At 54.3% G+C, this 24175-nt stretch carries 22 protein-coding genes; 8 read left to right on the top strand and 14 right to left on the bottom strand.

What is annotated here, in order from left to right:
• Nucleotides 1-45 precede the first annotated feature (45 nt).
• Nucleotides 46-957 (top strand): N-acetylglucosamine kinase, encoded by a 912-nt coding sequence (gene nagK, locus KGP22_RS08380; RefSeq protein ID WP_115874745.1) that lies wholly within the window; start codon nt 46-48, stop codon nt 955-957.
• Between the two features lie 14 nt (nt 958-971).
• Complete coding sequence (gene cobB, locus KGP22_RS08385; RefSeq protein WP_021240739.1) at nt 972-1793, top strand: Sir2 family NAD+-dependent deacetylase; 822 nt, start codon at nt 972-974, stop codon at nt 1791-1793.
• A gap of 45 nt (nt 1794-1838) precedes the next feature.
• Here cobB and KGP22_RS08390 read toward each other — a convergent pair whose 3' ends face one another.
• Nucleotides 1839-3770 carry a methyl-accepting chemotaxis protein gene (locus KGP22_RS08390; RefSeq protein ID WP_223581878.1) on the bottom strand — a complete coding sequence of 644 codons (1932 nt, stop codon included), beginning with the start codon at nt 3768-3770 and terminating at the stop codon, nt 1839-1841.
• A 237-nt stretch (nt 3771-4007) separates the two neighbouring features.
• On the opposite strand from KGP22_RS08390, the gene KGP22_RS08395 reads away from it, so the two are divergent.
• Complete coding sequence (locus tag KGP22_RS08395; RefSeq protein WP_223581879.1) at nt 4008-5237, top strand: HDOD domain-containing protein; 1230 nt, start codon at nt 4008-4010, stop codon at nt 5235-5237.
• A 46-nt stretch (nt 5238-5283) separates the two neighbouring features.
• On the opposite strand, the gene potD is transcribed toward KGP22_RS08395, so the two are convergent.
• From potD to potA, 4 genes are read right to left on the bottom strand one after another with little or no spacing between them, the layout of a single operon-like run.
• The gene (gene potD / locus KGP22_RS08400; protein ID WP_111965558.1) at nt 5284-6318 is read right to left on the bottom strand and encodes a spermidine/putrescine ABC transporter substrate-binding protein PotD; all 1035 of its coding nucleotides are present in this window, start codon (nt 6316-6318) and stop codon (nt 5284-5286) included.
• The gene (gene potC, locus KGP22_RS08405) at nt 6315-7106 is read right to left on the bottom strand and encodes a spermidine/putrescine ABC transporter permease PotC (RefSeq protein WP_033145228.1); all 792 of its coding nucleotides are present in this window, start codon (nt 7104-7106) and stop codon (nt 6315-6317) included. The genes potD and potC overlap by 4 nt, the downstream gene beginning before the upstream one ends.
• A complete protein-coding gene (potB, locus tag KGP22_RS08410) occupies nt 7103-7960 on the bottom strand; it encodes a spermidine/putrescine ABC transporter permease PotB (RefSeq protein ID WP_045401925.1) in 858 nt (285 codons plus the stop codon). The genes potC and potB overlap by 4 nt, the downstream gene beginning before the upstream one ends.
• Complete coding sequence (potA, locus tag KGP22_RS08415) at nt 7944-9086, bottom strand: spermidine/putrescine ABC transporter ATP-binding protein PotA (RefSeq protein ID WP_181574049.1); 1143 nt, start codon at nt 9084-9086, stop codon at nt 7944-7946. The genes potB and potA overlap by 17 nt, the downstream gene beginning before the upstream one ends.
• Nucleotides 9087-9323: 237 nt before the next feature.
• Here potA and pepT point away from each other — a divergent pair, with 237 nt between their 5' ends.
• Entirely contained in the window at nt 9324-10547 is a 1224-nt protein-coding gene (gene pepT / locus KGP22_RS08420) for a peptidase T (RefSeq protein ID WP_133294179.1), read from the top strand.
• 41 nt (nt 10548-10588) lie between these two features.
• Here the strand turns inward: pepT and KGP22_RS08425 are convergent, their stop codons facing one another.
• The 8 genes from KGP22_RS08425 to rluE form a co-directional block, all read right to left on the bottom strand.
• The gene (locus KGP22_RS08425; RefSeq protein WP_115874750.1) at nt 10589-11710 is read right to left on the bottom strand and encodes a cupin domain-containing protein; all 1122 of its coding nucleotides are present in this window, start codon (nt 11708-11710) and stop codon (nt 10589-10591) included.
• Between the two features lie 92 nt (nt 11711-11802).
• The gene (gene phoQ / locus KGP22_RS08430; protein WP_223581880.1) at nt 11803-13266 is read right to left on the bottom strand and encodes a two-component system sensor histidine kinase PhoQ; all 1464 of its coding nucleotides are present in this window, start codon (nt 13264-13266) and stop codon (nt 11803-11805) included.
• Nucleotides 13267-13938 (bottom strand): two-component system response regulator PhoP, encoded by a 672-nt coding sequence (phoP, locus tag KGP22_RS08435; RefSeq protein ID WP_028019015.1) that lies wholly within the window; start codon nt 13936-13938, stop codon nt 13267-13269. It lies immediately after the preceding gene.
• Between the two features lie 123 nt (nt 13939-14061).
• Nucleotides 14062-15432, bottom strand: a complete 1371-nt coding sequence (purB, locus tag KGP22_RS08440; protein ID WP_111965563.1) for an adenylosuccinate lyase — start codon at nt 15430-15432, stop codon at nt 14062-14064.
• A gap of 19 nt (nt 15433-15451) precedes the next feature.
• Nucleotides 15452-16081, bottom strand: a complete 630-nt coding sequence (gene hflD / locus KGP22_RS08445; RefSeq protein WP_013097081.1) for a high frequency lysogenization protein HflD — start codon at nt 16079-16081, stop codon at nt 15452-15454.
• 27 nt (nt 16082-16108) lie between these two features.
• Entirely contained in the window at nt 16109-17221 is a 1113-nt protein-coding gene (gene mnmA / locus KGP22_RS08450) for a tRNA 2-thiouridine(34) synthase MnmA (protein WP_021241033.1), read from the bottom strand.
• 40 nt (nt 17222-17261) lie between these two features.
• Nucleotides 17262-17735, bottom strand: a complete 474-nt coding sequence (locus KGP22_RS08455) for an NUDIX hydrolase (protein WP_111965564.1) — start codon at nt 17733-17735, stop codon at nt 17262-17264.
• A gap of 9 nt (nt 17736-17744) precedes the next feature.
• Nucleotides 17745-18398, bottom strand: a complete 654-nt coding sequence (gene rluE / locus KGP22_RS08460) for a 23S rRNA pseudouridine(2457) synthase RluE (protein WP_111965565.1) — start codon at nt 18396-18398, stop codon at nt 17745-17747.
• A gap of 117 nt (nt 18399-18515) precedes the next feature.
• Here rluE and icd point away from each other — a divergent pair, with 117 nt between their 5' ends.
• The 3 genes from icd (at nt 18516) to KGP22_RS08475 (ending at nt 20511) form a co-directional block, all read left to right on the top strand.
• Nucleotides 18516-19766 (top strand): NADP-dependent isocitrate dehydrogenase, encoded by a 1251-nt coding sequence (gene icd, locus KGP22_RS08465; protein ID WP_045327001.1) that lies wholly within the window; start codon nt 18516-18518, stop codon nt 19764-19766.
• Between the two features lie 77 nt (nt 19767-19843).
• The gene (locus KGP22_RS08470; RefSeq protein WP_111965566.1) at nt 19844-20191 is read left to right on the top strand and encodes a DUF1304 domain-containing protein; all 348 of its coding nucleotides are present in this window, start codon (nt 19844-19846) and stop codon (nt 20189-20191) included.
• 74 nt (nt 20192-20265) lie between these two features.
• Entirely contained in the window at nt 20266-20511 is a 246-nt protein-coding gene (locus KGP22_RS08475; protein ID WP_223581881.1) for a DUF2543 family protein, read from the top strand.
• 288 nt (nt 20512-20799) lie between these two features.
• On the opposite strand, the gene KGP22_RS08480 is transcribed toward KGP22_RS08475, so the two are convergent.
• Entirely contained in the window at nt 20800-22299 is a 1500-nt protein-coding gene (locus tag KGP22_RS08480; RefSeq protein WP_111965568.1) for a cyclic diguanylate phosphodiesterase, read from the bottom strand.
• Between the two features lie 235 nt (nt 22300-22534).
• On the opposite strand from KGP22_RS08480, the gene KGP22_RS08485 reads away from it, so the two are divergent.
• Entirely contained in the window at nt 22535-24055 is a 1521-nt protein-coding gene (locus KGP22_RS08485; RefSeq protein ID WP_149367496.1) for a cyclic diguanylate phosphodiesterase, read from the top strand.
• Nucleotides 24056-24175 lie beyond the last annotated feature (120 nt).

Here is a 24175-nt window from a genome sequence, read left to right on the forward strand (position 1 = left end):
TGATCTAGCGGCTTTCGGGCCGCCAGGTTAAAAGAGGAATGCGTTATGTATTACGGATTTGATATTGGCGGCACCAAGATTGCGCTCGGCGTATTTGATAAAAACCTCAAACTGCAGTGGGAAACCCGCGTTCCCACCCCGCGCGAAAGTTATGACGAATTTTTAACCGCCATTGCCGCGCTGGTGGCTCAGGCGGATGAACGCTTTGGGGTCAAAGGCAGCGTCGGCATTGGCATTCCGGGCATGCCCGAAACCGACGACGGTACGCTTTACGCGGCCAACGTGCCTGCCGCTAGCGGTAAACCGCTGCGCGCCGATCTCTCCGTGCTCCTTGAACGCGACGTGCGTTTAGATAACGACGCCAACTGCTTTGCGCTCTCCGAAGCCTGGGATGATGAGTTCCGTCAATATCCGCTGGTGATGGGGCTGATCCTCGGTACCGGCGTCGGCGGAGGAATCGTCATCAACGGTAAGCCCATCACCGGCCGCAGCTACATCACCGGCGAGTTTGGTCATATCCGCCTGCCGGTGGATGCGCTGGAGGTCGTCGGCCGTGATTTCCCGCTGACCCGCTGTGGCTGCGGGCAGCACGGCTGTATTGAGAACTACCTGTCAGGCCGCGGGTTTGCATGGCTTTACGAACACTTCTATCATCAGAAACTTGAGGCCCCTCAAATCATTACCCTGTGGGAGCAAGGGGATGCGCAGGCGCGTGAGCACGTCGAGCGCTATCTGGATCTGCTGGCGGTGTGTCTGGGAAATATTCTCACCATCGTCGACCCGGATCTGCTGGTGATCGGGGGAGGGCTTTCAAACTTTACCGCGATTACGGAACGGTTGTCCGGGCGTTTGCCCCGACATTTATTGCCGGTTGCCCGCGTGCCGCGTATTGAACGCGCGCGACACGGGGACGCAGGAGGCATGCGCGGAGCCGCATTCCTTCATCTCACCGATTAGTTTACGAGGTTTCTATGCTGTCGCGTCGCCAGGGTCGACTCAGCCGTTTTCGCAAAAACAAACGCCGCTTGCGTGAGCGCTTGCGCCAGCGGATCTTTTTCAGAGACAGAATGATGCCAGAAGCGATGGATAAACCCAGAGTGGTGGTGCTGACCGGAGCGGGGATCTCGGCCGAGTCAGGAATTCGAACCTTCCGCGCGGCGGACGGGCTGTGGGAAGAGCACCGCGTGGAGGATGTCGCCACGCCGGAAGGCTTTGCCCGCGACCCGGATCTCGTGCAGGCGTTTTACAACGCACGCCGTCGTCAGCTTCAGCAGCCTGACGTCGCGCCGAATGCAGCGCATCTGGCGCTGGCGAAGCTGGAAGAGGCGCTGGGCGATCGTTTTCTGCTGGTGACGCAGAATATCGACAACCTCCACGAACGGGCCGGTAACAAGAACATCATCCACATGCACGGCGAGCTGCTCAAGGTTCGCTGCGCCTGGAGCGGTCAGGTGCTGGACTGGAAAGAGGACGTGCTGCCAGAGGATAAGTGCCACTGCTGCCAGTTCCCGTCGCGCCTGCGTCCGCACGTGGTCTGGTTCGGCGAAATGCCGCTGGGAATGGATGAGATCTACAGCGCGCTGGCGATGGCAGACGTGTTTATCGCCATCGGAACATCCGGCCACGTTTACCCTGCGGCAGGGTTTGTCCACGAAGCGCGATTGCACGGTGCGCATACGGTAGAACTCAACCTTGAGCCAAGCCAGGTGGGCAGCGAGTTTGAAGAGAAACACTACGGCCTGGCAAGCACGGTCGTCCCGGAGTTTGTCGACAAGCTGCTGAAAGGGCTGTAACGGCAATCGCCTGAAAAGGCACCCGTCCAGCGGGTGCCTTTTTATTTATGAATGGAAGAACGCCAGCGTCTTCTCCAGCGATTTAGCCTGCTCATCCAGCGAGAGCGCCGCAGCGGAGATCTGCTGAACCAGAGAGGCGTTCTGCTGGGTGGTGCTGTCCATCTGGTTAACGGCGGTACTGACCTGGCTTATCCCGCGGTTCTGCTCGTCCAGCGCCTGAACAATGTCGTTGATGACCAGATGCACGTGCGAAACCGCCTCAATCACCTGTTTCATCATTACGCCGGTTTCATTGACCAGCTCAACGCCTTTGCTGACGCGGCCTGAGGACTCGGCAATCAGCTGAGAGATCTCTTTTGCCGCGTTGGCGCTTCGCTGGGCCAGGTTGCGCACTTCACCTGAGACCACTGCGAAACCGCGCCCCTGTTCGCCCGCGCGCGCCGCTTCAACGGCCGCATTCAGCGCCAGGATATTGGTCTGGAAGGCGATGCCGTCGACGATGCTGTTAATCTCACCGATCTTACGCGCGCTCTCGTCAATCTCTCCGATCACCATCACCACGTCGTTTACCAGCGTTTCGCCATGCCCGGCGAGGCTCGCGGCGCGATCGGTCAGCGTGGTCGCCTTGTGGGCGTTGTCGGCATTATTTTTCACCGTGACCGAAATCTCTTCCATGCTGGCTGCTGTTTCAACAATCGCCGCCGCCTGTTCTTCGGTACGTGAGGCGAGGTCAAGGTTGCCCGCCGAAATTTCGCTGGTGCCGCCGTGCACGGAGTGGCTGGCTTCGCTGATGTTGTCGACGATGCGCTTGAGCTGCGTCTGCATGGTGTGCAGGGCATAAAAAATGCTGTGGGTATCCCCGGAACGAACCGGGATGGTGTTGTTCAGCTCTCCCCGGGCAACGGCCAGGGCGATCCCGGCGGCCTCCGAAGGTTCCCCTCCAACCGGACGGTCAACCTTGCGGGTAAAGATCTGGGCCATCACCAGGCTGACCGCAACGATGCTTAACATCATCATGATGATGGCTTTCAGTAAAAATGCCCGCGCTTCGGCCATCACTTCGCTAACCGGAGTAATAATGGCCAGCTTCCACGGCGTCTGGCTGTTACCGACGGCGATGTCCTGCCAGGTGATGAACACGTCCTCCATCAGCAGCGGATCGTTTACCCGAGTGACGTCATGACCGGCAATCTGACCCGCGTATGGCTTGCCTGCCGCCTGTTTGTCCGGGCTGGACACCACGTTATTACCCGCTGAGAGAAGCAGGGCGTAGCCTGTGCCGTTCCACGGTTTAATCGCGCCGATCGTGGACTGCAGCGTGGCGAGGGAGAAGTCAGAGGTGACCGAGCCCAGAAACTGGCCGTCACGCATGATGGGTGCGGCAATCGAGGTGAGCATCACGTCCACGCCGTTGTAGGGGTAAATATAGGGCTCGATGATCACATCTTTATGCCGCTGTTTCGGCAGCAGGTAATAATCACCGCTGCCGGGGGTTTCGATGTCAGTCAGCAGGTGTAATGCCGGTTTGCCGGTGGCATCGCGGTCGACGTAGCGGGCGTAGCGTCCGGCAGGATCTTCACCACTCTGACCGGCAAAGGCGGCATCTTTATCGTCGAACGCGTTGGGCTCAAAGGCCATCGACATGGAGAGAAACTGTGGGTGAGCCGAGAGGTAGTGGATAAGCAGCTGGTTCAGGCTCTGGCGGTCGGATACGCCCGCCTCGCGCAGCGCCAGGGCGCTGTTGCCCATATCCCGGGCGGCAGTCAGGGCGGAATCCAGCTGTTTGCTGACCTGTAAAGCCTGTACCTCGGCTATCTGGCGGATATGTTTTTTGGCCAGCACCTCCTGCTGCGCCATCCACTGCCACATCATAAACCCGATCGTTGCCGTAAAGCCCACCGTCACGGTGAGGAAAATGGACAATAGCATCAACGTCTTGACTCTTATTTTTTGTTTTCGGACCATGGCGTCTTTCATTCTCATCTCCCGTAATGTTGTGCATGTCGGGCAGGCACACAGTACTTATCGGATATTTCATCCTCTTTCTGTAGAGCGCCGGATATATTTAATTTAAATTCCAGAATATTTAATCCCGTTAATTAGTGTGGATGCTTTTATTTTGTGCATTCAATCAAAATAGCGCTCGATAATGCTCGTTATCATCGTGTAGAAAGAGGATGCTAATAAATATTAAGTGGTAAAGGAGGATGGGATATGTACGGATTTATTGCGCGACAACCCATTTTTAACCCTGAGATGAAGACGGTGGCCTATGAGCTGCTCTTCAGAGACGGGATGACAAACCGTTTTCCGGATGTGTCGGCGGAATATGCCACCTCCAGAATGATATCCGATCAGTTTTTATGCGTGCCGTCCCAGCGCATCGCCGGGGCAAATACGTCGTTTATTAATTTCCCTTCGCGAATGGTCATAGACCGCAGTGGAGAAGCGCTGGATAAAGAGAGCGTGGTCATTGAGATCCTTGAAGATGCTGTGCCGGGAGCGGAACTGCTGCAGGCCGTCAGGGAGATGAATGCGCATGGTTATCAGTTTGCGCTTGATGATTTCACCCTTGCACCAGAATGGGATGCTTTTTTACCCTATATTTCAATACTGAAATTTGACGTCAGAAATTACACCTTAGCGCAAATTAAACAGTATCTGAAAACGCGTAAACATCTGACCGGTCATATTAAATATCTCGCTGAAAAAATTGAGACTAAAGAGGAATTCAACCAATACAGGGACGAGGGGTTTTCCCTTTTTCAGGGCTATTTTTTCTGCCGCCCGGAGGTCATTAAATATAAACGGCTGTCGCAAAATCAGCTGGCGATTTTTCGACTGCAAATGGAGGTCGGACGCAATAAGCCTGATTTTCGAATTATCGAGTCGTTGATAAAAACCGATCTTACGCTCTCTTATAAAATCATGCGCTATATGAAGCATACGGCGTTTAAGCATGTCGGCGCCTGTAATTTCAGCAAGTTAACCCTGAGCGAGGTGCTCAGGTATCTTGGCGAAAATCAGCTCCGACGGTTTGTTGCCGTCGTGGTCCTCGCCAGTGCGGGCAATGATACCGTCAGCGAGCTTTATCCGCTGAGCATGATGCGCGGTAAGTTCTGCGAGCTGATCGCAGAGACGATGAACGAACCGATTCTGGCTGAAAATGCGTTCATGTGCGGCCTGTTTTCTCTTCTGGATACCCTCCTTGAGCTGCCGATGGCAGAGTTGATGAAGCAAATTGCGGTCCCGCAGAGCGTGAGCAACGCGCTTTGTCATCAGGAGGGACGGTTAGCCGATATGATTAACCTTTGCCGTTACTATGAACAGCAGCAGTGGGGCGAAGCGACCAGAGTACGCCAGAGGCTGGGGCTGTCGGATGAAGAAGTGGTTGAGGCGATGCGAAAGGCGACGATCTGGGCAGGAGAGAATGCGGTCAGTTAATCCTTCCTCACGCCGTACAGGCGGCGTGAGGAAGAACGCGATACCGTTACCGGCCCGCTTTTAACTTCTGGTAATACTCTTCGTAGAGGCGGCTGGCGTCGCCGACATCGTTCTGCCATTCGCCTTTGCTGATGGTTTCGGCATCCGGATAGAGCGATTTATCGTTAGCCACTTCAGGCTTCAGCAGCTTGCGTGCGGCGAGGTTTGGCGTCGGGTAGCCAATAGTCTCGGCAACCTGTTTCGCCACGTCCGGGCGCAGCAGGAAGTTAATCAGCTTATGCGCCCCTTCAACGTTTTTCGCATTGGCCGGAATAGACAGGCTGTCCATCCAGAAGATCCCACCTTCTTTCGGCCAGACCACCTCAAGCGGCGTACCGGCCTGACGGGCAACATACGCGGAGCCGTTCCAGACCATCCCCAGATTCACTTCGCCTTCCATATACGGGTTTGCCGGGTTATCAGAGTTGAATGCCGCCACGTTAGGCATCAGCTTTTTCAGCTCGGCATACGCCGCTTCAATCTCTTTAGGATCCGTCGTATTGCCCGAGTAGCCCAGCTTGCGCAGTGCCACCTGGAACACTTCGCGCGCGTCGTCTGTCAACAGCAGGCTGCCCTTGTATTCCGGTTTCCACAGATCGGCCCAGCTTGTCACCGATTTCGGATCGACGGCCTCGCTGTTAACGCCAATCGCGGTTGCCCCCCAGATATACGGAATGGAGTAGTCGTTATTCGGGTCGAACGGCTTGTTGAGCATCTCAGGATCGAGGTTTGAAAAATGGGTTAGCTTCGTTTTATCGATCTTCTGAATCATGCCCTCTTTGCGCATTTTGTCGACAAAGTAGGTGGAAGGAACCACCAGATCGTACGCGCCATCTTTGTAAGTTTTCAGCTTGGCGTACATGGTTTCATTCGACTCGTAGGTCGAGTAGATCACTTTGATGCCCGTCTCCTTTGTGAACTGTTCCAGCAGGCCCGGCGGCACGTACTCGGTCCAGTTGTAGAAGTAGAGCGTTTTGCTGTCATCAGCGTGCGCGGAACCCATGCCGAGCACCAGCGCCGCAGCGGCGAGCATTTTTTTCATTTCATTGTCCCCTGAGATTTTGTTTTATCACGAGCAATAACCTGGCTGGCGATCACCAGAACCAGCGAAAATACCAGCAGAATGGTTGCCAGCGCGTTCACCTCGGGTGAAACGCCGACTTTCACCATCGAATAGATTTTCAACGGCAGAATTTCATAGCTCGGCCCGGTCACGAAGGAGGAGACCACCACGTCATCCATCGACAGGGTAAAGCTCAGCAGCCATCCGGCCGCCACGGCGGGCATCGCCAGCGGCAGGATGATTTTGCGCAGGATGGTCATCTCGCTGGCGCCCAGATCTTTCGCCGCCTCCAGCATGCGCACGTCGAACCCTTTCAGGCGCGCAAAGACGGTCACCACCACAAACGGCAGGCAGAAGGTGATATGGGAAAACAGCAGCGACCAGAAGCCAAGCTGTACGCCCAGCAGCATAAACAGCACCAGCAGCGAAATCGCCATCACGATATCCGGCGACATCATCACCACAAACAGCATGCCGCTGACGAACGGTTTACCGCGAAAGCGGTAGCGGTAGAGCGCCACGGCGGTCAGTGAACCAATTAGCGTGGCGAAGGTGGCGGAGAAGATCGCCATCGTCAGCGAGTGCTGAGCGGCCTGCAGCAGGCTGTCGTTGTTCATCAGCAGGCTGTACCAGCTGGTGGTAAAGCCCTGCCAGTTAATCCCGAAGCGTGAGCTGTTAAACGAGTTCACGATCAAAATAACGATCGGGATATACAGGTAAGCGTAAATGGCGGTCATAAAACCGCCGCGAAGCAGTCGACCGATCATTCGAGTTCCACCTTCTTGTTCAGCAGCCGTGAAGCGCGCCAGTAGACCAGCAGCATCAGACCCATCACCACCGTCAGCGTGATGCTGGTGGCGGACCCGAACGGCCAGTCGCGAATGTTCAGGAACTGACTCTTGATCACATTCCCAATCAGCAGGTTTTTCGCGCCACCCATCAGGTCAGAAACGTAGAACAGACCCATGGCCGGAAGCATTACCAGCAAACAGCCCGCGATAATGCCGGGCATGGTCAACGGGATGATAATGCGGATAAAGGTCTGGAGCTTGTTGGCTCCCAGATCTCTTGCCGCTTCCAGCAGCGGTTTATCCAGCTTCTCAATGCTGGAGTAAAGCGGCATTACCATAAACGGCAGCAGGATATAGACCAGGCCGATAATGACCGCGCTCGGGGTAAACATGATGCGGATCGGCGTATCAATCACCCCCAGCCACAGTAGAAACTCATTGAGGTAGCCTTTGGTGCTGAGGAAGATTTTCAGCCCGTAGATGCGGATTAACGAGTTGGTCCAGAATGGAACAATCAGTAAAAACAGCAGCAGGGGCCGCACCTTTTGCGGCAGGCCCGCGAGGAACCATGCGAAGGGATACCCGAGCACCAGGCAGGCAACGGTGGCAATTAGCGCCATATTGAGCGAGTGCAGCAGCACGTCAAAATAGAGCGGATCGAGCAGGCGCGCGTAGTTATCCAGCGTAAAGACCAGCGAAACGAAGTTTGCGTCGTCGCGGGTCAGGAAGCTGGTGGCGATGATCATCAGGTTGGGTAAAAAGACAAACAACACAAGCCAACCGACGATCGTGGCAATCACCACATTCTGGAACTTACTTGTGTTCTTCATCAGCCAGCACAACCTCCCAGCTTTCTACCCAGTTGACAACCATTTTCTGGTCGAGCGAGTGGTCGAAGTCAGGGTCGTCCTCGTTAAAGAACTCGCTGACCATCACCATTTTGCCGTTCTCAAGCTCGACGACAGACTCCAGGGTCATCCCTTTGTAGTTGCGCTCGCGGATATAGCCGATTAACCCTTCGGCCTCGGTATTGCCGTGGATTTCATCGACGCGCAGATCTTCCGGGCGCAGCAGAACGTTGAGCTTTTGTCCCTTCTCGACGGGGAAATTCACCGTGATATTGCATTCGCGTCCTTCGACGCTGGCGAGCACGCGCTGGTCGTCCAGACGTTCAATCACCGTGGCGTCAAAGATATTGATCTCGCCAATGAAGCTGGCGACAAACAGGTTCTTCGGCTCTTCGTAGATTTCGCGCGGCGTGCCGTCCTGCTCGATTTTGCCGTCGCGCATCACCACGATGCGGTCTGACATGGTCAGGGCTTCTTCCTGATCGTGGGTGACGAAGACAAAGGTAATGCCGAGCTTGCGCTGCAGGGCTTTGAGCTCGTTCTGCATCTGTTTGCGCAGCTTGTAATCCAGCGCGGAGAGGGATTCATCCAGCAGAAGCAGACGCGGCTTGTTAACCACGGCGCGGGCGATGGCCACGCGCTGCTGCTGGCCGCCGGAAAGCTGATGGGGTTTACGCTGGGCAAACGTCTCAAGCTGTACCATGCGCAGGGCATCGGTGACGCGCGGTTCGATCTCATGCGCCGGGGTTTTTTGCATCCGCAGGCCAAACGCCACGTTTTCAAAAACGGTCATGTGCGGGAACAGGGCATAGCTCTGAAAGACGGTATTAACGTGGCGATCTTCGGCAGGAACCCGGGTAATGTCCTGGTTCTCTAGATGGATATGGCCGTTATCGACGCTTTCCAGCCCGGCGATAAGGCGCAGTACGGTTGTTTTGCCGCAGCCGGAGGGGCCAAGCAGCGTCAGAAACTCACCGTCATTGATGGTGAGAGTGAGGTCGGAAATAACGTCTTTGCCATCAAAACTTTTACGAATTCGTTCCAGTTTCACCAGCGGTGAACGGGTTTGTGTATTCAATTTTTGCGCTGTCCCATATAGACGCCTCAGGCAGCAGACTGAAGCGGGGTTTGTGTGTAACCACCTTGGTGACTCGTAATGAGGGCGGACATTCTACGGCAATCCCCGGTAATCGCCAATCCTTGTCACTGATTCATAAGCTACATTTACTAACGCATAACGATATAAACGGAAAATATTCTCGTTTGCGGGATAAAAGTGACCTGACGCAATATTTGCGTTTTGCTGCTTATTGATAATGTTGTCACAAAAAGTGAGGGTGACTGCATGGATAAATTACTTGAGCGTTTTTTACAGTACGTTTCGCTGGATACCCAATCTAAACCGGGTGTTCGCCAGGTGCCGAGCACCGAAGGCCAGTGGAAGTTATTAAACCTGCTGAAAGAGCAGCTTGACGCCATGGGGCTGGTCAACGTCACGTTAAGCGAGAAAGGCACTGTGATGGGAACGCTGCCGGCGAATGTCCCGGGTGACATTCCGGCGATTGGCTTTATCTCCCATGTCGACACCTCTCCTGATTTTAGCGGTAAAAATGTGAATCCGCAGATTGTGGAAAATTACCGCGGCGGCGACATTGCGCTGGGCATTGGCGACGAAGTGCTCTCGCCCGTGATGTTCCCGGTGCTGCATCAGCTGCTGGGCCAGACGCTGATCACCACCGACGGGAAAACCCTGCTGGGGGCGGATGACAAAGCGGGGATCGCGGAAATCATGACGGCGCTGGCGGTGCTGAAGGGCAAAGATATTCCGCACGGCGACATCCGCGTGGCCTTTACGCCGGATGAAGAGGTCGGCAAGGGCGCGAAGCACTTCGACGTGGACGCCTTTAACGCCCAGTGGGCCTACACTGTCGACGGTGGCGGCGTCGGTGAGCTGGAATATGAAAACTTCAATGCCGCGTCCGTCACGATCAAAATTGTCGGCAACAACGTTCACCCCGGTTCGGCGAAAGGCGTCATGGTGAACGCGCTGTCGCTGGCGTCGCGAATTCATGCGGAAGTCCCGGCGGAAGAGAGCCCCGAACAGACCGAGGGGTATGAAGGTTTCTATCACCTGACCAGCATCAAAGGCACCGTGGACAGCGCGCAGATGCACTACATCATCCGCGATTTCGACCGTAAAGCCTTCGAGGCACGCAAGCGTAAGATGATGGAGATCGCCAAGAAGGTGGGTAAGGGCCTGCATCCCGACTGCTATATTGAGCTCATCATCGAAGACAGCTATTACAATATGCGCGAGAAGGTGATGGCGCATCCGCATATTCTCGATATCGCCCAGCAGGCGATGCGCGACTGCGATATTGAACCGACATTAAAACCGATTCGTGGCGGCACCGACGGCTCTCAGCTGTCATTCATGGGGCTACCGTGCCCGAACCTGTTTACCGGTGGCTACAACTACCATGGCAAGCATGAGTTTGTGACGCTGGAAGGAATGGAAAAAGCGGTGAAGGTGATAGTGCGGATAGCGGAGTTGACCGCGAAGCGGTAAGAAAAGCCCGGTGGCGAAGCGCCACCGGGCATTAAGGCGACTCAGTCCTCAAAGAACCAGTACCCGCTGTTAACCAATGCGGCCAGCATTGCGAGGAAAGACGGGTCTTCCAGCGCATCGCCAAAGGTATCGGCAGTCAGCACCAGATGGCTGGCAATGGAATCGAGCGCTGGACGGTGCGGAGAGTCCAGCTTCTCGCCGTTGACGAATACCTCCTCGCCAATGCGCAGCACGCGCAACCCGCCCAGACGTACCAGCTTGTCGCCCTGCTGGAGCGCATCATAAATCTCGTCAGCCTGATAAGGCGGCTCCGGTGGCGCAACGTCCAGCTCATGACGAGACTGGCTGATAAACTCGCCAAACCACTGACGGAAATGTTCCGGTTCGTTGATCAAATCCAGCATCATGCCGCGCAGCTTATCCAGCTCTGCAGGCAGGATATCGGCCGGATGCTCGCGTGCAGGCACATCGGGGTCGCTGTAACGATAGCTGCCCAGCTCGCGTTGCAGAACGTAGTCGGCAAATCCGCTGATCATCTCGCGGCCGCTTGGCGCGCGGAACCCCACGGAGTAGTTGAGGGAGTTTTCCAGCGAGTAACCCTCGTGAGGGAATCCAGGCGGAATGTAGAGGATATCGCCCGGCTCCAGCTCTTCGTCGATAATCCCTTCAAACGGATCAACCTGCAGCAGGTCCGGATGCGGGCAGTGCTGCTTCATAGGTACTTTTTCGCCCACGCGCCAGCGGCGGCGGCCCGTACCCTGAATGATGAATACGTCGTACTGGTCCAGATGCGGACCCACGCCGCCGCCAGGCACGGAGAAGGAGATCATCAGATCGTCCATGCGCCAGTCGGGCAGGGCGCGGAACGGACGCATTAAGGCGGCAGTTGGCTCGTGCCAGTGGTTGACCGCCTGCACCAGCAGCGACCAGTTGTTTTCACCGAGGTGATCGTAGCTTTCGAAAGGACCGTGGCTAACCTGCCATTTCCCGTCCTGGTGGCTGACCAGACGGCTGTCGACTTCGTTTTCCATGGCCAGACCGGCCAGCTCGTCAGGCGAGATGGGGTCGACAAAATTGCTGAACCCGCGTTTCAGAACCACCGGGCGTTTTTGCCAGTAACGTTCAATAAACTCGGGCCAGTTAAGCGTTAAGTGATAATCCATAATTTTTTTATTCCGCAGGCTCTTACTGACTCGGATTATAACGGAAGCTCAGCCCCCCGGCTGCGAGATCCTCGCATTTTTCACATAACGGGTTAACTATCGTTCGATGTGGGCTGCTGGCGACCAAAAATGACCTCCATTCTGGCGCCGCCCAGCAGGCTCTCGCTGGTTTCGATTTTCCCGTCGTACTGGTCGACAATCTCGCGCGCGACGGCTAATCCTACGCCCTGTCCTGGACGTAACGTATCGGCGCGCTGACCGCGATCGAACACCACGTCACGCTTATTGCGCGGGATCCCCGGGCCATCATCCTCAACGATAATATGCAGTTCGGTTTCCGTCTGGCGCGCAGAAACTTCCACGAACTCCAGGCAGTATTTGCAGGCGTTATCCAGCAGGTTACCCATCACTTCCATGAAGTCATTTTGTTCACCCACAAAGCTTATCTCTGGCGAGATATCGAGGCTGATATTCACCCCTTTACGCTGATACACCTTGTTAAGGGCGGACGTGAGGTTATCCAGAAGCGGGGCAACCGGGTGCAGTTCACGGCTCAGCAGCGCGCTGCCGGAACGCATGCTGGCGCGATGCAGGTAATAGCCAATTTGCTGTGAAATACGGCTGATCTGTTCCAGCATCACCGGCTCGGCATCGTCGACGCTCAGCTTCGAACTGCGCATTGAACGGAGGGTACTTTGCATGACCGCGAGCGGGGTTTTCAGGCTGTGGGTCAGGTCGGTAAGCGTCGTACGGTATTTATCATAGCGTTCGCGTTCGCTTTTCAGCAGGCGGTTGAGGTTTCGCACCAGGCTGGTGAGCTCGCGCGTGGTTTCCGGGTTCAGCTTCTCGCGATGATGTTCCTCCAGCTCGCGAACCTCTTTCGCCAGTGATTCAATGGGGCGCAAGCTCCACCATGCCGCCACCCACAGCAGCGGGATCACCAGCAGGAGATTCGCAGCCAGAACATAGATGAACCAGCTCCAGACCATATAAGAACGCTTCAGCTCGACCGGAATGGTGTCGATCACCACAATGGTCAGCTGCGGCATGTTTAGCGTCGCCGGATAGAGGTTAATCGCGACGGAGTGCGTCATCTCCGTTTCGGCATTGTCGGCGCGGATCTCGTTCAGCTTTTGCTGCAGGGAGCGATCTTCACGTATCAGCGAGCTGGTGGTGTTGAGATCGGCTTCAATTTCATGAAACCCGTTGGTTCTGAGCCAGTCCGGACGAATGCTTTTGACCAGCCATGGGATGTCACGCTGCGCCCACAGTAGCTTGCCCTTTTCGTCATAAATCAGGGCCAGCGTTGGACTCTGCTGGTTGAGGTTTTCCGGCATTTCGACGGTGATTTGGTTGTTTTCCCACTTCGCCAGGGTATAAAAAAGATTGCTTTCGCCACGCAGCAGCCGAAAGGTGGTTTTATCAAAGCTGACGCTATAGCCCACCAGGGCGACCATGCCGTAGGAGAGTGACAGCACCAGCACGACGGCGGCCGTTGCCAGTAAGAAACGAACCCTCAGGGAGAGGGGCAGAATATGGCGTAAAATCCGTCTCATTTAGCGTAATTCGAACAGGTAGCCCTGGCCACGGACGGTGGTAATCACATCCTGCGGATACTGCGCCTGAATTTTCTTGCGCAAACGCCCCATCAGCACGTCAATGGTATGGCTCTCGCGCAGTTCCGCATCAGGGTAAAGCTGGAGCATTAAGGAATCTTTGCTTACCACTTTGCCGTTGTTACGGATCAGCGTTTCCATAATGGTGTATTCGAAGGCGGTAAGCTTGATCACTTCATCATTGATCGCTAACTCCCGACGGGAGAGATCGACCTGGAAAGGCGGGATGGAAATAACCTGTGAAGCCAGCCCGCTATTGCGGCGTAACAGCGCCTGCATGCGCGCCGCCACCTCTTCAATATGAAACGGCTTGGTGACGTAATCATCCGCACCCGCGCTGAGCACTTCGACCTTATCCTGCCAGCCTTCACGGGCGGTCAGAACCAGAACCGGTAGGGAGACATCATGGCTGCGCCAGCGGCGAATCAACGACAGACCGTCTTCGTCAGGCAGCCCTAAATCGACAATGGCGATATCCGGCAGGTGTTCATTGAGATAATAATCGGCTTCTTTTGCGTCTTCAGCATCGTCCACCTGATGTCCCATCTCCTGAAGCTGAACCTTCAGGTGATGACGTAGCAATGCGTTATCCTCAACAACCAGTACGCGCATCATCTCTTCTCCCTAAATAATTGGTATGAATAGTTTAACGCTGATTATGTTGTTTTGGGGATAAACATTGAGTAAACCGGGGAAAAGCATCCCCCTTTTCGGGCGAAAAGGGGGAGAGGGGCGTTATTTCAGCTCGTCAACCATGGTGATGGCACGGCCAATGTAGTTCGCCGGGGTCATCGCCTTCAGGCGCGTTTTCTCTTCTTCCGGCAGCGCCAGACCGTCGATAAAATGCTTCATGCCTTCGGCGTCAACGCGTTTGCCGCGGGTCAGCTCTTTCAGCTTCTCATACGGTTTTTCGATACCGTAACGGCGCATCACGGTCTGGATTGGCTCCGCCAGAACTTCCCAGTTGTGATCCAGCTCGTCCAACAGACGGTCACGGTTCACTTCCAGCTTGCTCACGCCTTTCAGGGTGGACTGATACGCGATCAGCGCATAGCCAATGCCCACGCCCAGGTTACGCAGTACGGTGGAGTCGGTCAGGTCGCGCTGCCAGCGGGATACCGGCAGTTTGCTCGCCATATGCTGCAGCACGGCGTTCGCCAGGCCCAGGTTACCTTCGGAGTTTTCGAAGTCGATCGGGTTCACTTTGTGCGGCATGGTGGAAGAGCCGATTTCACCGGCGATGGTTTTCTGCTTGAAGTGGTTCAGGGCGATGTAGCCCCACACGTCACGATCGAAGTCGATCAGGATGGTGTTAAAGCGCGCGATGCAGTCAAACAGCTCCGCAATATAGTCGTGCGGCTCAATCTGGGTGGTGTACGGGTTCCACTGAATGCCCAGCGAGGTCACGAACTCTTCGCTGAACTGGTGCCAGTCCACTTCCGGATACGCGGCGATGTGGGCGTTATAGTTACCGACCGCGCCGTTGATTTTGCCGAGGATCTCAACCTGCTCCAGCTGACGGTACTGGCGTTCCATACGATACGCTACGTTGGCCATCTCTTTACCCATCGTGGACGGGGTGGCTGGCTGGCCGTGGGTACGGGAGAGCAGCGGAATGTCGCGGTATTCCACGGACAGCGCTTTCACCGCGTCGATGATTTTACGCCAGTAAGGCAGCACCACCTCTTTGCGCGCGGTGGAGAGCATCAGCGCATGGGACAGGTTGTTGATGTCTTCAGAGGTACAGGCGAAGTGGATGAACTCAGACACGGCGTGCAGCGCAGGAACGCTTTCCACTTTCTCTTTCAGGAAATACTCAACCGCCTTAACATCGTGGTTGGTGGTGCGTTCAATGGTTTTAATGCGCGCGGCGTCTTGTTCGCTAAACTCGGCAACGATTTTATCAAGGTAATCGTTTGCCTTTTCGTCAAAAGCAGGAACTTCCTTGATTGCTGCCTGGGCGGCCAGCTTTTGCAGCCAGCGTACTTCAACCTGAACACGGAACTTCAGCAAACCATATTCGCTGAAGATCCCGCGCAGCGCGCTGACTTTATCGCCGTAGCGTCCATCGACAGGGGATACGGCGGTCAGTGAGGATAATTCCATAATTCGCAACTCCGGGAGGTTAACAATGAGCAAGAATTTGTTTTGCCTGAGTGGTCAGGCGATTACGAGAAAACATTAGCTGCAGGCGGCCACCACCGACCTGGTGCCACAGCACGGCGGCGCGGATCCCAGCCAGCAGGGACGCGCGCACTTTTGCCTGTACCTGCGGGCTTTGCAGCACGGCAGGGGATCCGGTGACCTGAATACGCGGGCCCAGCGGGCTGATGACGTCAACATAAATGCCGGCCATCGCGCTGAGCAGCGTTTCGGACTGCAGGTCAAAATGATCGAGCTGACGCTGTAGCCCGGCAATGCGATCGCCCAGGGTATTAAGCGCGCCTTTTGCTGCACTCAGCTTACGCTCCAGCACCATCAGGCTCAACGTGTAGCGGGTCAGCTCTGCGTTTAATCCCTGACGGCTGCTGGCGTTAAGCACGCCAAGCAGGGTTTCAAGACCGAGACGAAGATTGGTTTCACTGCCGCCGAACACACCCAGGGTCGAGCCGGGGTTAAGATCGATAACGCTGTTCAGTGAAACGTGCAGGGCATCAGCGTCGCAATGACCCTGATGCGCGAGCTGTTGCACCAGACGGGCTGACTGGCAAATTCCCGCCAGCGCCAGGGTGATGTCATAATAGTTCTTCGCCACACGGTCTCCTTTATGTGTGCAATCGTATTAAACAGCAGGCAGCGGCAGGCGCTGTTCAATGATCCCGCCGCCCAGGCAGATCTCACCGCTGTAGAAGACAGCAGACTGACCTGGGGTGACGGCGGCAACCGGCTCGTCGAAGCGCACGTCAATGCGATCGTCATCGAGCGCGGTAACGGTGCAAGGAATATCGGTCTGACGGTAGCGTGTTTTCACCGTGCAGCGCAGCGTGCCTTTCAGCGGCTCACGATCGACCCAGTGCAGCTGTTGCGCGATCAGGCCAACGGACATCAGACGCGGATGGTCGTGACCCTGAGCAACAACCAGAATATTGTTTTCGACATCTTTGTCGACTACGTACCACGGATCTTCGCTACCTTCTTTCGTTCCGCCGATACCCAGGCCTTTACGCTGGCCGAGCGTGTGGTACATCAGCCCCTGATGCTGGCCAATCTCTTCACCGTCGACGGTGACGATCTTACCCGGCTGTGCGGGCAGGTAGCGCCCCAGGAAATCGCGGAATTTACGCTCGCCGATGAAGCAGATGCCGGTAGAGTCTTTTTTCTTCGCGGTGATCAGGTCCAGCTCTTCGGCGATTTTACGCACCTGCGGCTTTTCCAGCTCGCCGACCGGGAACAGGCTCTGGGCGATCTGCTCGTGGCTCAGCGTATAGAGGAAATAGCTTTGATCTTTGTTGCCGTCCAGACCGCGCAGCAGCTGGCTTTTACCATTCACGTCTGCACGACGCACATAGTGGCCGGTCGCGATGTAGTCAGCGCCCAGATCTTCCGCGGCGAATTCCAGGAAGGCCTTAAATTTGATCTCTTTGTTGCACAGAATATCCGGGTTCGGCGTGCGGCCCGCTTTGTACTCTTCCAGGAACAGTTCAAAAACGTTGTCCCAGTATTCTGCGGCAAAGTTAACGGTGTGCAGTTCAATGCCGAGCTTATCGCATACGGCCTGCGCGTCGGCAAGATCCGCTGCGGCAGTGCAGTATTCCTCGCCGTCATCTTCCTCCCAGTTCTTCATGAACAGGCCCTCCACCTTATAGCCCTGTTGCTGTAACAGGTAGGCGGAAACGGAGGAATCGACACCGCCGGACATGCCGACGATCACTTTTTTCTGGCTGTTATCTGACATGGAATACTCACGACATTGAACTTCAAGGCGGCGTATTCTATCACGCCCCCCCACCATTGGCACCCTCTGTAAACGGCCAGTTAAATGCGCCGATGACATCCAGCGGCAGGCGTGCGCCTGACTGCCAGCAGCGAATGCTTTCCGCAACCAGCGGGGAGCGCAGGTTTGGCGCGTTCTGGATCTCGTCGGCGGTGACCCACAGACAGCGGTCTATATCGTCATCGTGCGGCTCAGTGGCGCACGTTTCGCTAAGCTCAACGGCGAATAAAAAGCGCAGGAACGGGGTGCTGTCGGGCGCAATCCACTGGTGCATACGGATGAAGTGCTGGGGTTCAGCGTGAATGCCTGTCTCTTCCCACAGCTCGCGTTTTGCTGCCTCCAGCAGAGTTTCATTGGCTTCAAGGTGTCCGGCAGGCTGGTTCCACAGCGCTTTGCCGTTAATGCTCTCTTCGACAACCAGGAATTTACCCCGGGCGTGGACCACGCAGGCAACCGTAACATGAGGTTTAAACATCATTTCTCCTTAAGGGGCAGCGTCGCGCCATTCGCCGTTTGCCAGCGTATCCAGGGTGTAGCTGCCCATGGCGTAGCGAATCAGACGCAGGGTAGGGAAGCCGACATGTGCGGTCATGCGGCGAACCTGACGGTTGCGGCCTTCGTAAAGGGTGATTTTGAGCCAGCTGGTCGGGATGGATTTGCGTTCACGAATCGGCGGATTGCGCGGCCACAGCCACTCCGGTTCATTCACGCGTTCAATACCTGCGGGCAGTGTTGGGCCGTCGTTCAGCGTGACGCCTTTGCGCAATTTTTCCAGCGTTTGTTCGTCCGGCTCGCCTTCGACCTGGACGAAGTAGATTTTGCCGGTGCGTTTGCCCGGCTGCGTGAGCCTCGCCTGCAGCGCTCCGTCGTTGGTTAAGACCAGCAGGCCTTCGCTGTCGCGGTCCAGACGCCCGGCTGCGTAGACGCCCTGAACGGGAATAAAATCCTTCAGCGTGCTGCGCCCGGCTTCATCGGTAAACTGCGGCAAAACATCGTAGGGTTTATTGAACAAAATAACCCGCTTTGGCTGGGTTTCTTGCGGTCTTCTGGCGGCTTGTCGTGAGCTGAATCGCTCAACCCGGTGTTTTGTAAAAGAAGTTTTCTTCATGGTATTTTCAGGCGTTATCAATTGCCGCATTATAGCCTAATAACGAAGACCTTTCATGGCGCAGGACAATCAGGTACTATCGAAGGGCTCATTACAATTTATTAACATAAGATCAGTAACAACCAGAAGCGCTCGAAGGAGAGGTTAATGGAAAGCAAAGTAGTTGTTCCGGCGGAAGGTAAAAAGATCACCCTGCAAAACGGCAAGATTAACGTTCCTCACAATCCGATTATCCCGTTCATCGAAGGTGACGGAATCGGTGTAGACGTTACCCCGGCAATGCTGAAAGTGGTTGATGCCGCTGTTGAGAAAGCCTACAAAGGCGAGCGTAAAATTTCCTGGATGGAAATTTACACCGGTGAGAAATCTACTCAAGTTTATGGCCAGGACGTCTGGCTGCCAGCAGAAACGCTGGACCTGATCCGCGACTACCGCGTTGCTATTAAAGGCCCACTGACGACGCCAGTTGGCGGCGGTATCCGTTCCCTGAACGTGGCACTGCGTCAGGAGCTGGACCTGTACGTGTGCCTGCGTCCGGTTCGTTACTATCAGGGCACCCCAAGCCCGGTTAAGCACCCTGAACTGACCGATATGGTTATCTTCCGCGAAAACTCAGAAGACATCTACGCGGGTATCGAATGGAAAGCGGACTCTGCTGACGCAGAAAAAGTGATTAAATTCCTGCGCGAAGAGATGGGCGTGAAGAAAATTCGCTTCCCTGAGCATTGTGGTATCGGCATCAAGCCATGTTCCGAAGAAGGGACCAAGCGTCTGGTGCGTGCGGCGATTGAATACGCTATCACCAACGACCGCGACTCTGTGACCCTGGTTCACAAAGGCAACATCATGAAGTTCACCGAAGGCGCGTTCAAAGACTGGGGCTACCAGCTGGCGACCGAAGAGTTCGGCGGTGAGCTGATCGACGGCGGCCCATGGCAGAAGATCAAAAACCCGAACACCGGCAAAGAAATCGTCATTAAAGATGTGATCGCCGATGCGTTCCTGCAGCAGATCCTGCTGCGTCCTGCAGAATACGACGTGATTGCCTGTATGAACCTGAACGGTGACTACATTTCTGACGCCCTGGCAGCGCAGGTTGGCGGTATCGGTATCGCCCCTGGCGCGAACATCGGTGACGAATGCGCCCTGTTCGAAGCGACACACGGTACTGCACCAAAATACGCGGGTCAGGACAAAGTGAACCCGGGCTCTATCATCCTGTCTGCAGAAATGATGCTGCGTCATATGGAATGGTTCGAAGCCGCAGACCTGATCGTTAAAGGTATGGAAGGCGCGATCAACGCGAAAACCGTAACTTACGATTTCGAACGTCTGATGGAAGGCGCTAAGCTGCTGAAATGCTCAGAGTTTGGCGACGCGATTATCGCGAACATGTAATCCAGATTCTGGGTTAAACAAGAGCGGGGGCCTGAGGGTTCCCGTTTTTTTTGCCTCTGCCTGCGGGAGACACCACGATGCTAGCTACTATTCTTATCGCTGTCGTTGCATTCATCCATCTCTACATTCTTGTGCTGGAAATGTTCCTGTGGAATACCAAAACAGGGCACAAGGCCTTTAATCTGCGTCCTGATTTTGCGCGCGATACCCGCGTACTGGCCGCGAATCAGGGGCTGTATAACGGTTTTCTGGCGGCAGGTCTGCTCTGGAGCCTCTGGCTCGGCGAAAAGGGGATCCAGGTAGCCATCTTCTTCCTGACCTGTGTACTGATCGCCGGACTGTTTGGCGCAGCCACCGCCAGCCGGAAAATTTTGTATGTACAGGCCGTACCCGCTCTCGCGGCGCTGCTTGCGTTGCTCATCTGACGCAATGCTTTGGTTGAGATAAGGCGTCCGATATACTGATGGCTTCACCCTTACAGGTTTGCTACGAGACAGTTATGAACAACGATATCCCACTGAAATATTATGACATTGCCGATGAGTACGCGACGGAAGCCGCAGAGTCCGTCGCTGAGTCAGAGCTCGACGCGCTTGCGCATTATTTCGAGCTGCTGCTTACCCGTTTATCGAATAACGAGGAGATTAGCGAGGAAGCCCAGCAGGAGATGGCCGCAGAGGCCGGGATCCGTGCGGGGCGCATTGATGATATTGCGAACTTCCTCAATCAGTGGGGAAATGAATAGCCTGCTTCAAAAACCGTTATGCTGATGCTTTGCGATACAGCTCAGCATCACGCTATCGGACCACATGCACTTTTTCCGCAGAATATGCGAAGCGGGGGCGTCGATAAACAGCGCGAAAATAACGGTCAGGCAAAAGAGTACCACTGGGAATAGTAAGGATAATTTCACGTTTTTAACCAAAATATGAGTGTGCTTCAGGGTAATCTACCGTCTGATTGTGACGACTATATGTTTTTGCGTAAAAAATTGAAATGCCCGACGGGAAAAAACGGGCACGCCAGTTTTGGATTACGGTGTGACGCCGGTGAGTTGCTTCGCCAGTTCGCTGCGGGTGAGTGCTTTTGAAAAATACCATCCCTGGATCAGGGCATCGGGATATCTGTCCGCAATAAAGCGATATTGAATTTCATTTTCCACGCCCTCGAATACAAGCGTTTTATTCAATCTTGCAAGAGCATCGCTGAAGATAGCGAAGATGTTTTGTTTATAATGCTCGCTGATGCCGTCCACCAGCGACTTATCAATTTTGATTTCATCATATTCAAGCAGCGACAGGCGTGCGAGGTTCGAGTTTTGCACGCCAAAATCATCTATTGATATTTTAACGCCGAGCGATTTGAGCTCCCGACAGAATCCCTCCAGGATATCTGCCGTGGAAACGGCTTTCTCAGAGAGTTCGACCTTCATCAGGGAAAGGGGAAGGTGATTGGCAAAACACGCACGACGCAAAATGGTAATGAACTGTCCATCTTCAATTTCCTTCCGCCCAACGTTTATTGATACTATCAGCTGGTGTTTTATTGCCAGTGGGGCAATTTCGGAAAGGGATTTTTCGATAATATTACTATAATATTTTTTATACAGACCAATCTTCTTAATTAATGGAATAAAAAGCTCCGGAGAGACGTCCCCGTGCTTTTGATCGCGCCATCTCGACAGAACTTCGACGCCCACGATTTTTTGATCGCGAATACGGATAATGGGCTGATAGTTAACGCAGATGGTATTCGTGATGACGGCTTTGATCAGCGTGCGTTCCAGAGAAAAACGATCTTCATAGATTCGGAAGATAAACAACGTAATCGCGATCCAGATCAAACAGAGAATGACCGCAAGAAGCGCAAAGATAAACGGAGGTAACGAGGCCAGCCCAGCGTCATGATGCTTCACGATGACGCACAGGTCCCAGAAGGCGCTGCACTGCGTCAGGGTCAGGGTAAACAACGTCGAATGCAGCCAGCTCTGCTGATTTAGCTCCGGAGCGGCCGAAAAAAAGACTCTGCCGAAGTCTTTCGTGGTAGCACTTAGCGAATAACTTGCGGTAACCGGGCTGAATTTATCGTAAGCATAGCGGGAGGTGAAGATAATAATATTGTTATAAATTGCCGCGTTGCCCGTGAAAAAGTCTTTTCGCGAAAACTGGGCCAGGAGAAAGCCTCTCGGCGTTTTATGCAGTTCTGCAGGAAGTGCAACGGGCGTTGCGAGTTTCCCCCAAAAAGCGGTACAGACTATTTTTCCCTTTTCGATAAAACCTATATCGCCAAAATAAAGATTATTAAGCTTGATTTGTCTGTAGCTATCAAGGCTGGCTTTATCACATCCCTGCGTCGTTATGCTTTTTAGGCCCAGCGCAACGTTTTGGGACAGGTCTTCTGAATAATGTAAAAGGGTTCGGGATATTTCGAGCTGTTTGCTCTTCTGCTGTCCTGTGATGACAGCATTGACGGCATAAAGAGACAGGAAGACCAGAAGCGTTGAAACGATAGCAACGGCAATGAGCTTTTTCATTTTCCAGATATCCAGTCCGCTCCCTGATTTCACAAAGCTTAACACAGCCTGGGCAAGGAACAAGCCTGATAGTCACGTCATGTGAGCAAATTCGGGCAGGTGAACTCATACGAAAGCATCAGTTTTTTAAGACAATTCTCAGCTAAGCTATTTTCATTGCCATAAGCAACGCCGGATTAGCACAGGCTTTTCTTCCAGAACATCCATGCTTGTTTTTTCTATTAAGGAAAAAATCGTGCGCAACGTGATGATCCCTATTATGAGTGCCCTGTTTCTTTTTCTGAGCGGCATTCTGATTATTAACTGGCAGCTATGGCAGATGGCGAAGCTGAGTAATAGTCATGCCGCGATGGCAGGCACCCAAAAAATAGAAAGTATTCTGGCTGAAGCAGTCAGTGCGGCCAACACGGCGAAGCGCGTTGCGGAGCAGGGATGTACCAGTAGCGGACAGCTGGCGCTGGGGACGGAAGCCGCGCTAAAACCGCATCTGCGCGCCATCATGATCCAGCAGCAGGGCAGAATCATCTGTACTTCCCTTCCCGGGAATGGCGTATTGATTATTCACCCTGAGACCTTACCTGCCGAAAAGTTGATGCTGCTACCCGGCAATCGGCTGGTGAACGGCATGCCGGTGCTTGTCTTTCAGATGCCCGTTGCGGGAGGGCGCGTCATGGTCAGCATCAGCGACGCGCATTTGCAGGATGCCATTACGAGCGCATCAAATAGCGTTGGCCTGGGACTGGTTGTCGGCGAAAGAATGTTTACCCGCAGCGGTGATGTGACCGGCTGGAAAGCGGCCTCGTGGGCGGGGTCACTGACGACCTCTTCGCACTTCCCCTTTAGCCTGGCCTGGCAGCCTCCTGCCTTTTTTAGCCTGACGCGGCTACTGCACCAGGGATGGAGCCTGATACTGCTTATTCTTGCATTATCCGTGGCGGTGGGCATTTTGATCCGTCGTTACAAGGGGAAAAGCACCTCATTCGAAGACGATTTGCGCAAAGCCATTTTGCAGGGGGAGATCGAGCCTTATTATCAGCCGATCGTGAACGGGGATACCGGCGGGTTGTACGGCGTTGAGGTCCTGGCGAGATGGAAACATCCAAAGTCAGGCTTTATCCCGCCGGATGTCTTTATTCCGATTGCCGAACGTAGCGGTTTAATTATCCCGTTAACCAAAGGGTTGATGGCGAAAGTGGTCGCACAGCTTAAACCACTGTTGCCTAAGCTACCGGACGGGTTTCATATCGGGGTGAACATCAGCGCCAGACACATCAATGCACCTTCCTTTATCGGGGACTGTCGCCTCTTCGGGAAGGGGTTTCAGGGTAAAGAGGTCAAACTGGTTCTCGAGGTGACCGAGCGTGAACCGCTGATCGATAATCCTCACCTGGTGGAAAACCTCAACATGCTGCATAACGCCGGTTTTGTTATTGCCCTTGATGATTTTGGTACGGGTTATTCCGGGCTGTCATGTCTTAATGCGCTTGCCATTGATTATATTAAAATTGATAAAAGCTTTGTGAACCGGGTTTCAGAGGAAAAGGACTCAACGATCCTGCTGGACTGCGTCATTGATCTGGCGAAAAAACTCTCATTGCGCATTGTAGCTGAAGGAGTAGAAACAAAAGAGCAGCTGGAGTATCTCAACCGTAATGAGATTACCCTGTTACAGGGATATTATTTTGGTAAGCCCGTCTCCTATATCGATTTTATTAAAGTCATTTTATCTAAACCCAGGGAGATCGTAAGTTTGTAAATCAAAATAAAGGCAAGCTTCCGTTGTCTGCTTAAGTGCAATTCATTTTCCTCTTATCCCGAGCTTTGTTACAGTGACAAGAGTTGTCAGCCAGGGATGTCAGGCGTGATAAGGTGGAAA

The organism is Enterobacter sp. JBIWA005 (genome assembly GCF_019968805.1).
GTDB classification, from domain to species: domain Bacteria; phylum Pseudomonadota; class Gammaproteobacteria; order Enterobacterales; family Enterobacteriaceae; genus Enterobacter; species Enterobacter vonholyi.

Bases quoted from the DNA above. Each gene is read 5' to 3' on its own strand.
- nagK (WP_115874745.1), top strand. From the start codon at position 46: ATGTATTACGGATTTGATATTGGCGGCACCAAGATTGCGCTCGGCGTA.
- icd (WP_045327001.1), top strand. From the start codon at position 18,516: ATGGAAAGCAAAGTAGTTGTTCCGGCGGAAGGTAAAAAGATCACCCTG.
- KGP22_RS08395 (WP_223581879.1), top strand. From the start codon at position 4,008: ATGTACGGATTTATTGCGCGACAACCCATTTTTAACCCTGAGATGAAG.
- phoP (WP_028019015.1), bottom strand. From the start codon at position 13,938: ATGCGCGTACTGGTTGTTGAGGATAACGCATTGCTACGTCATCACCTG.
- rluE (WP_111965565.1), bottom strand. From the start codon at position 18,398: ATGCGGCAATTGATAACGCCTGAAAATACCATGAAGAAAACTTCTTTT.
- cobB (WP_021240739.1), top strand. From the start codon at position 972: ATGCTGTCGCGTCGCCAGGGTCGACTCAGCCGTTTTCGCAAAAACAAA.
- potC (WP_033145228.1), bottom strand. From the start codon at position 7,106: ATGATCGGTCGACTGCTTCGCGGCGGTTTTATGACCGCCATTTACGCT.
- KGP22_RS08390 (WP_223581878.1), bottom strand. From the start codon at position 3,770: ATGAAAGACGCCATGGTCCGAAAACAAAAAATAAGAGTCAAGACGTTG.
- KGP22_RS08470 (WP_111965566.1), top strand. From the start codon at position 19,844: ATGCTAGCTACTATTCTTATCGCTGTCGTTGCATTCATCCATCTCTAC.
- KGP22_RS08425 (WP_115874750.1), bottom strand. From the start codon at position 11,710: ATGGATTATCACTTAACGCTTAACTGGCCCGAGTTTATTGAACGTTAC.
- potB (WP_045401925.1), bottom strand. From the start codon at position 7,960: ATGAAGAACACAAGTAAGTTCCAGAATGTGGTGATTGCCACGATCGTC.
- phoQ (WP_223581880.1), bottom strand. From the start codon at position 13,266: ATGAGACGGATTTTACGCCATATTCTGCCCCTCTCCCTGAGGGTTCGT.
- KGP22_RS08475 (WP_223581881.1), top strand. From the start codon at position 20,266: ATGAACAACGATATCCCACTGAAATATTATGACATTGCCGATGAGTAC.
- KGP22_RS08480 (WP_111965568.1), bottom strand. From the start codon at position 22,299: ATGAAAAAGCTCATTGCCGTTGCTATCGTTTCAACGCTTCTGGTCTTC.
- purB (WP_111965563.1), bottom strand. From the start codon at position 15,432: ATGGAATTATCCTCACTGACCGCCGTATCCCCTGTCGATGGACGCTAC.
- KGP22_RS08455 (WP_111965564.1), bottom strand. From the start codon at position 17,735: ATGTTTAAACCTCATGTTACGGTTGCCTGCGTGGTCCACGCCCGGGGT.
- potD (WP_111965558.1), bottom strand. From the start codon at position 6,318: ATGAAAAAAATGCTCGCCGCTGCGGCGCTGGTGCTCGGCATGGGTTCC.
- pepT (WP_133294179.1), top strand. From the start codon at position 9,324: ATGGATAAATTACTTGAGCGTTTTTTACAGTACGTTTCGCTGGATACC.
- mnmA (WP_021241033.1), bottom strand. From the start codon at position 17,221: ATGTCAGATAACAGCCAGAAAAAAGTGATCGTCGGCATGTCCGGCGGT.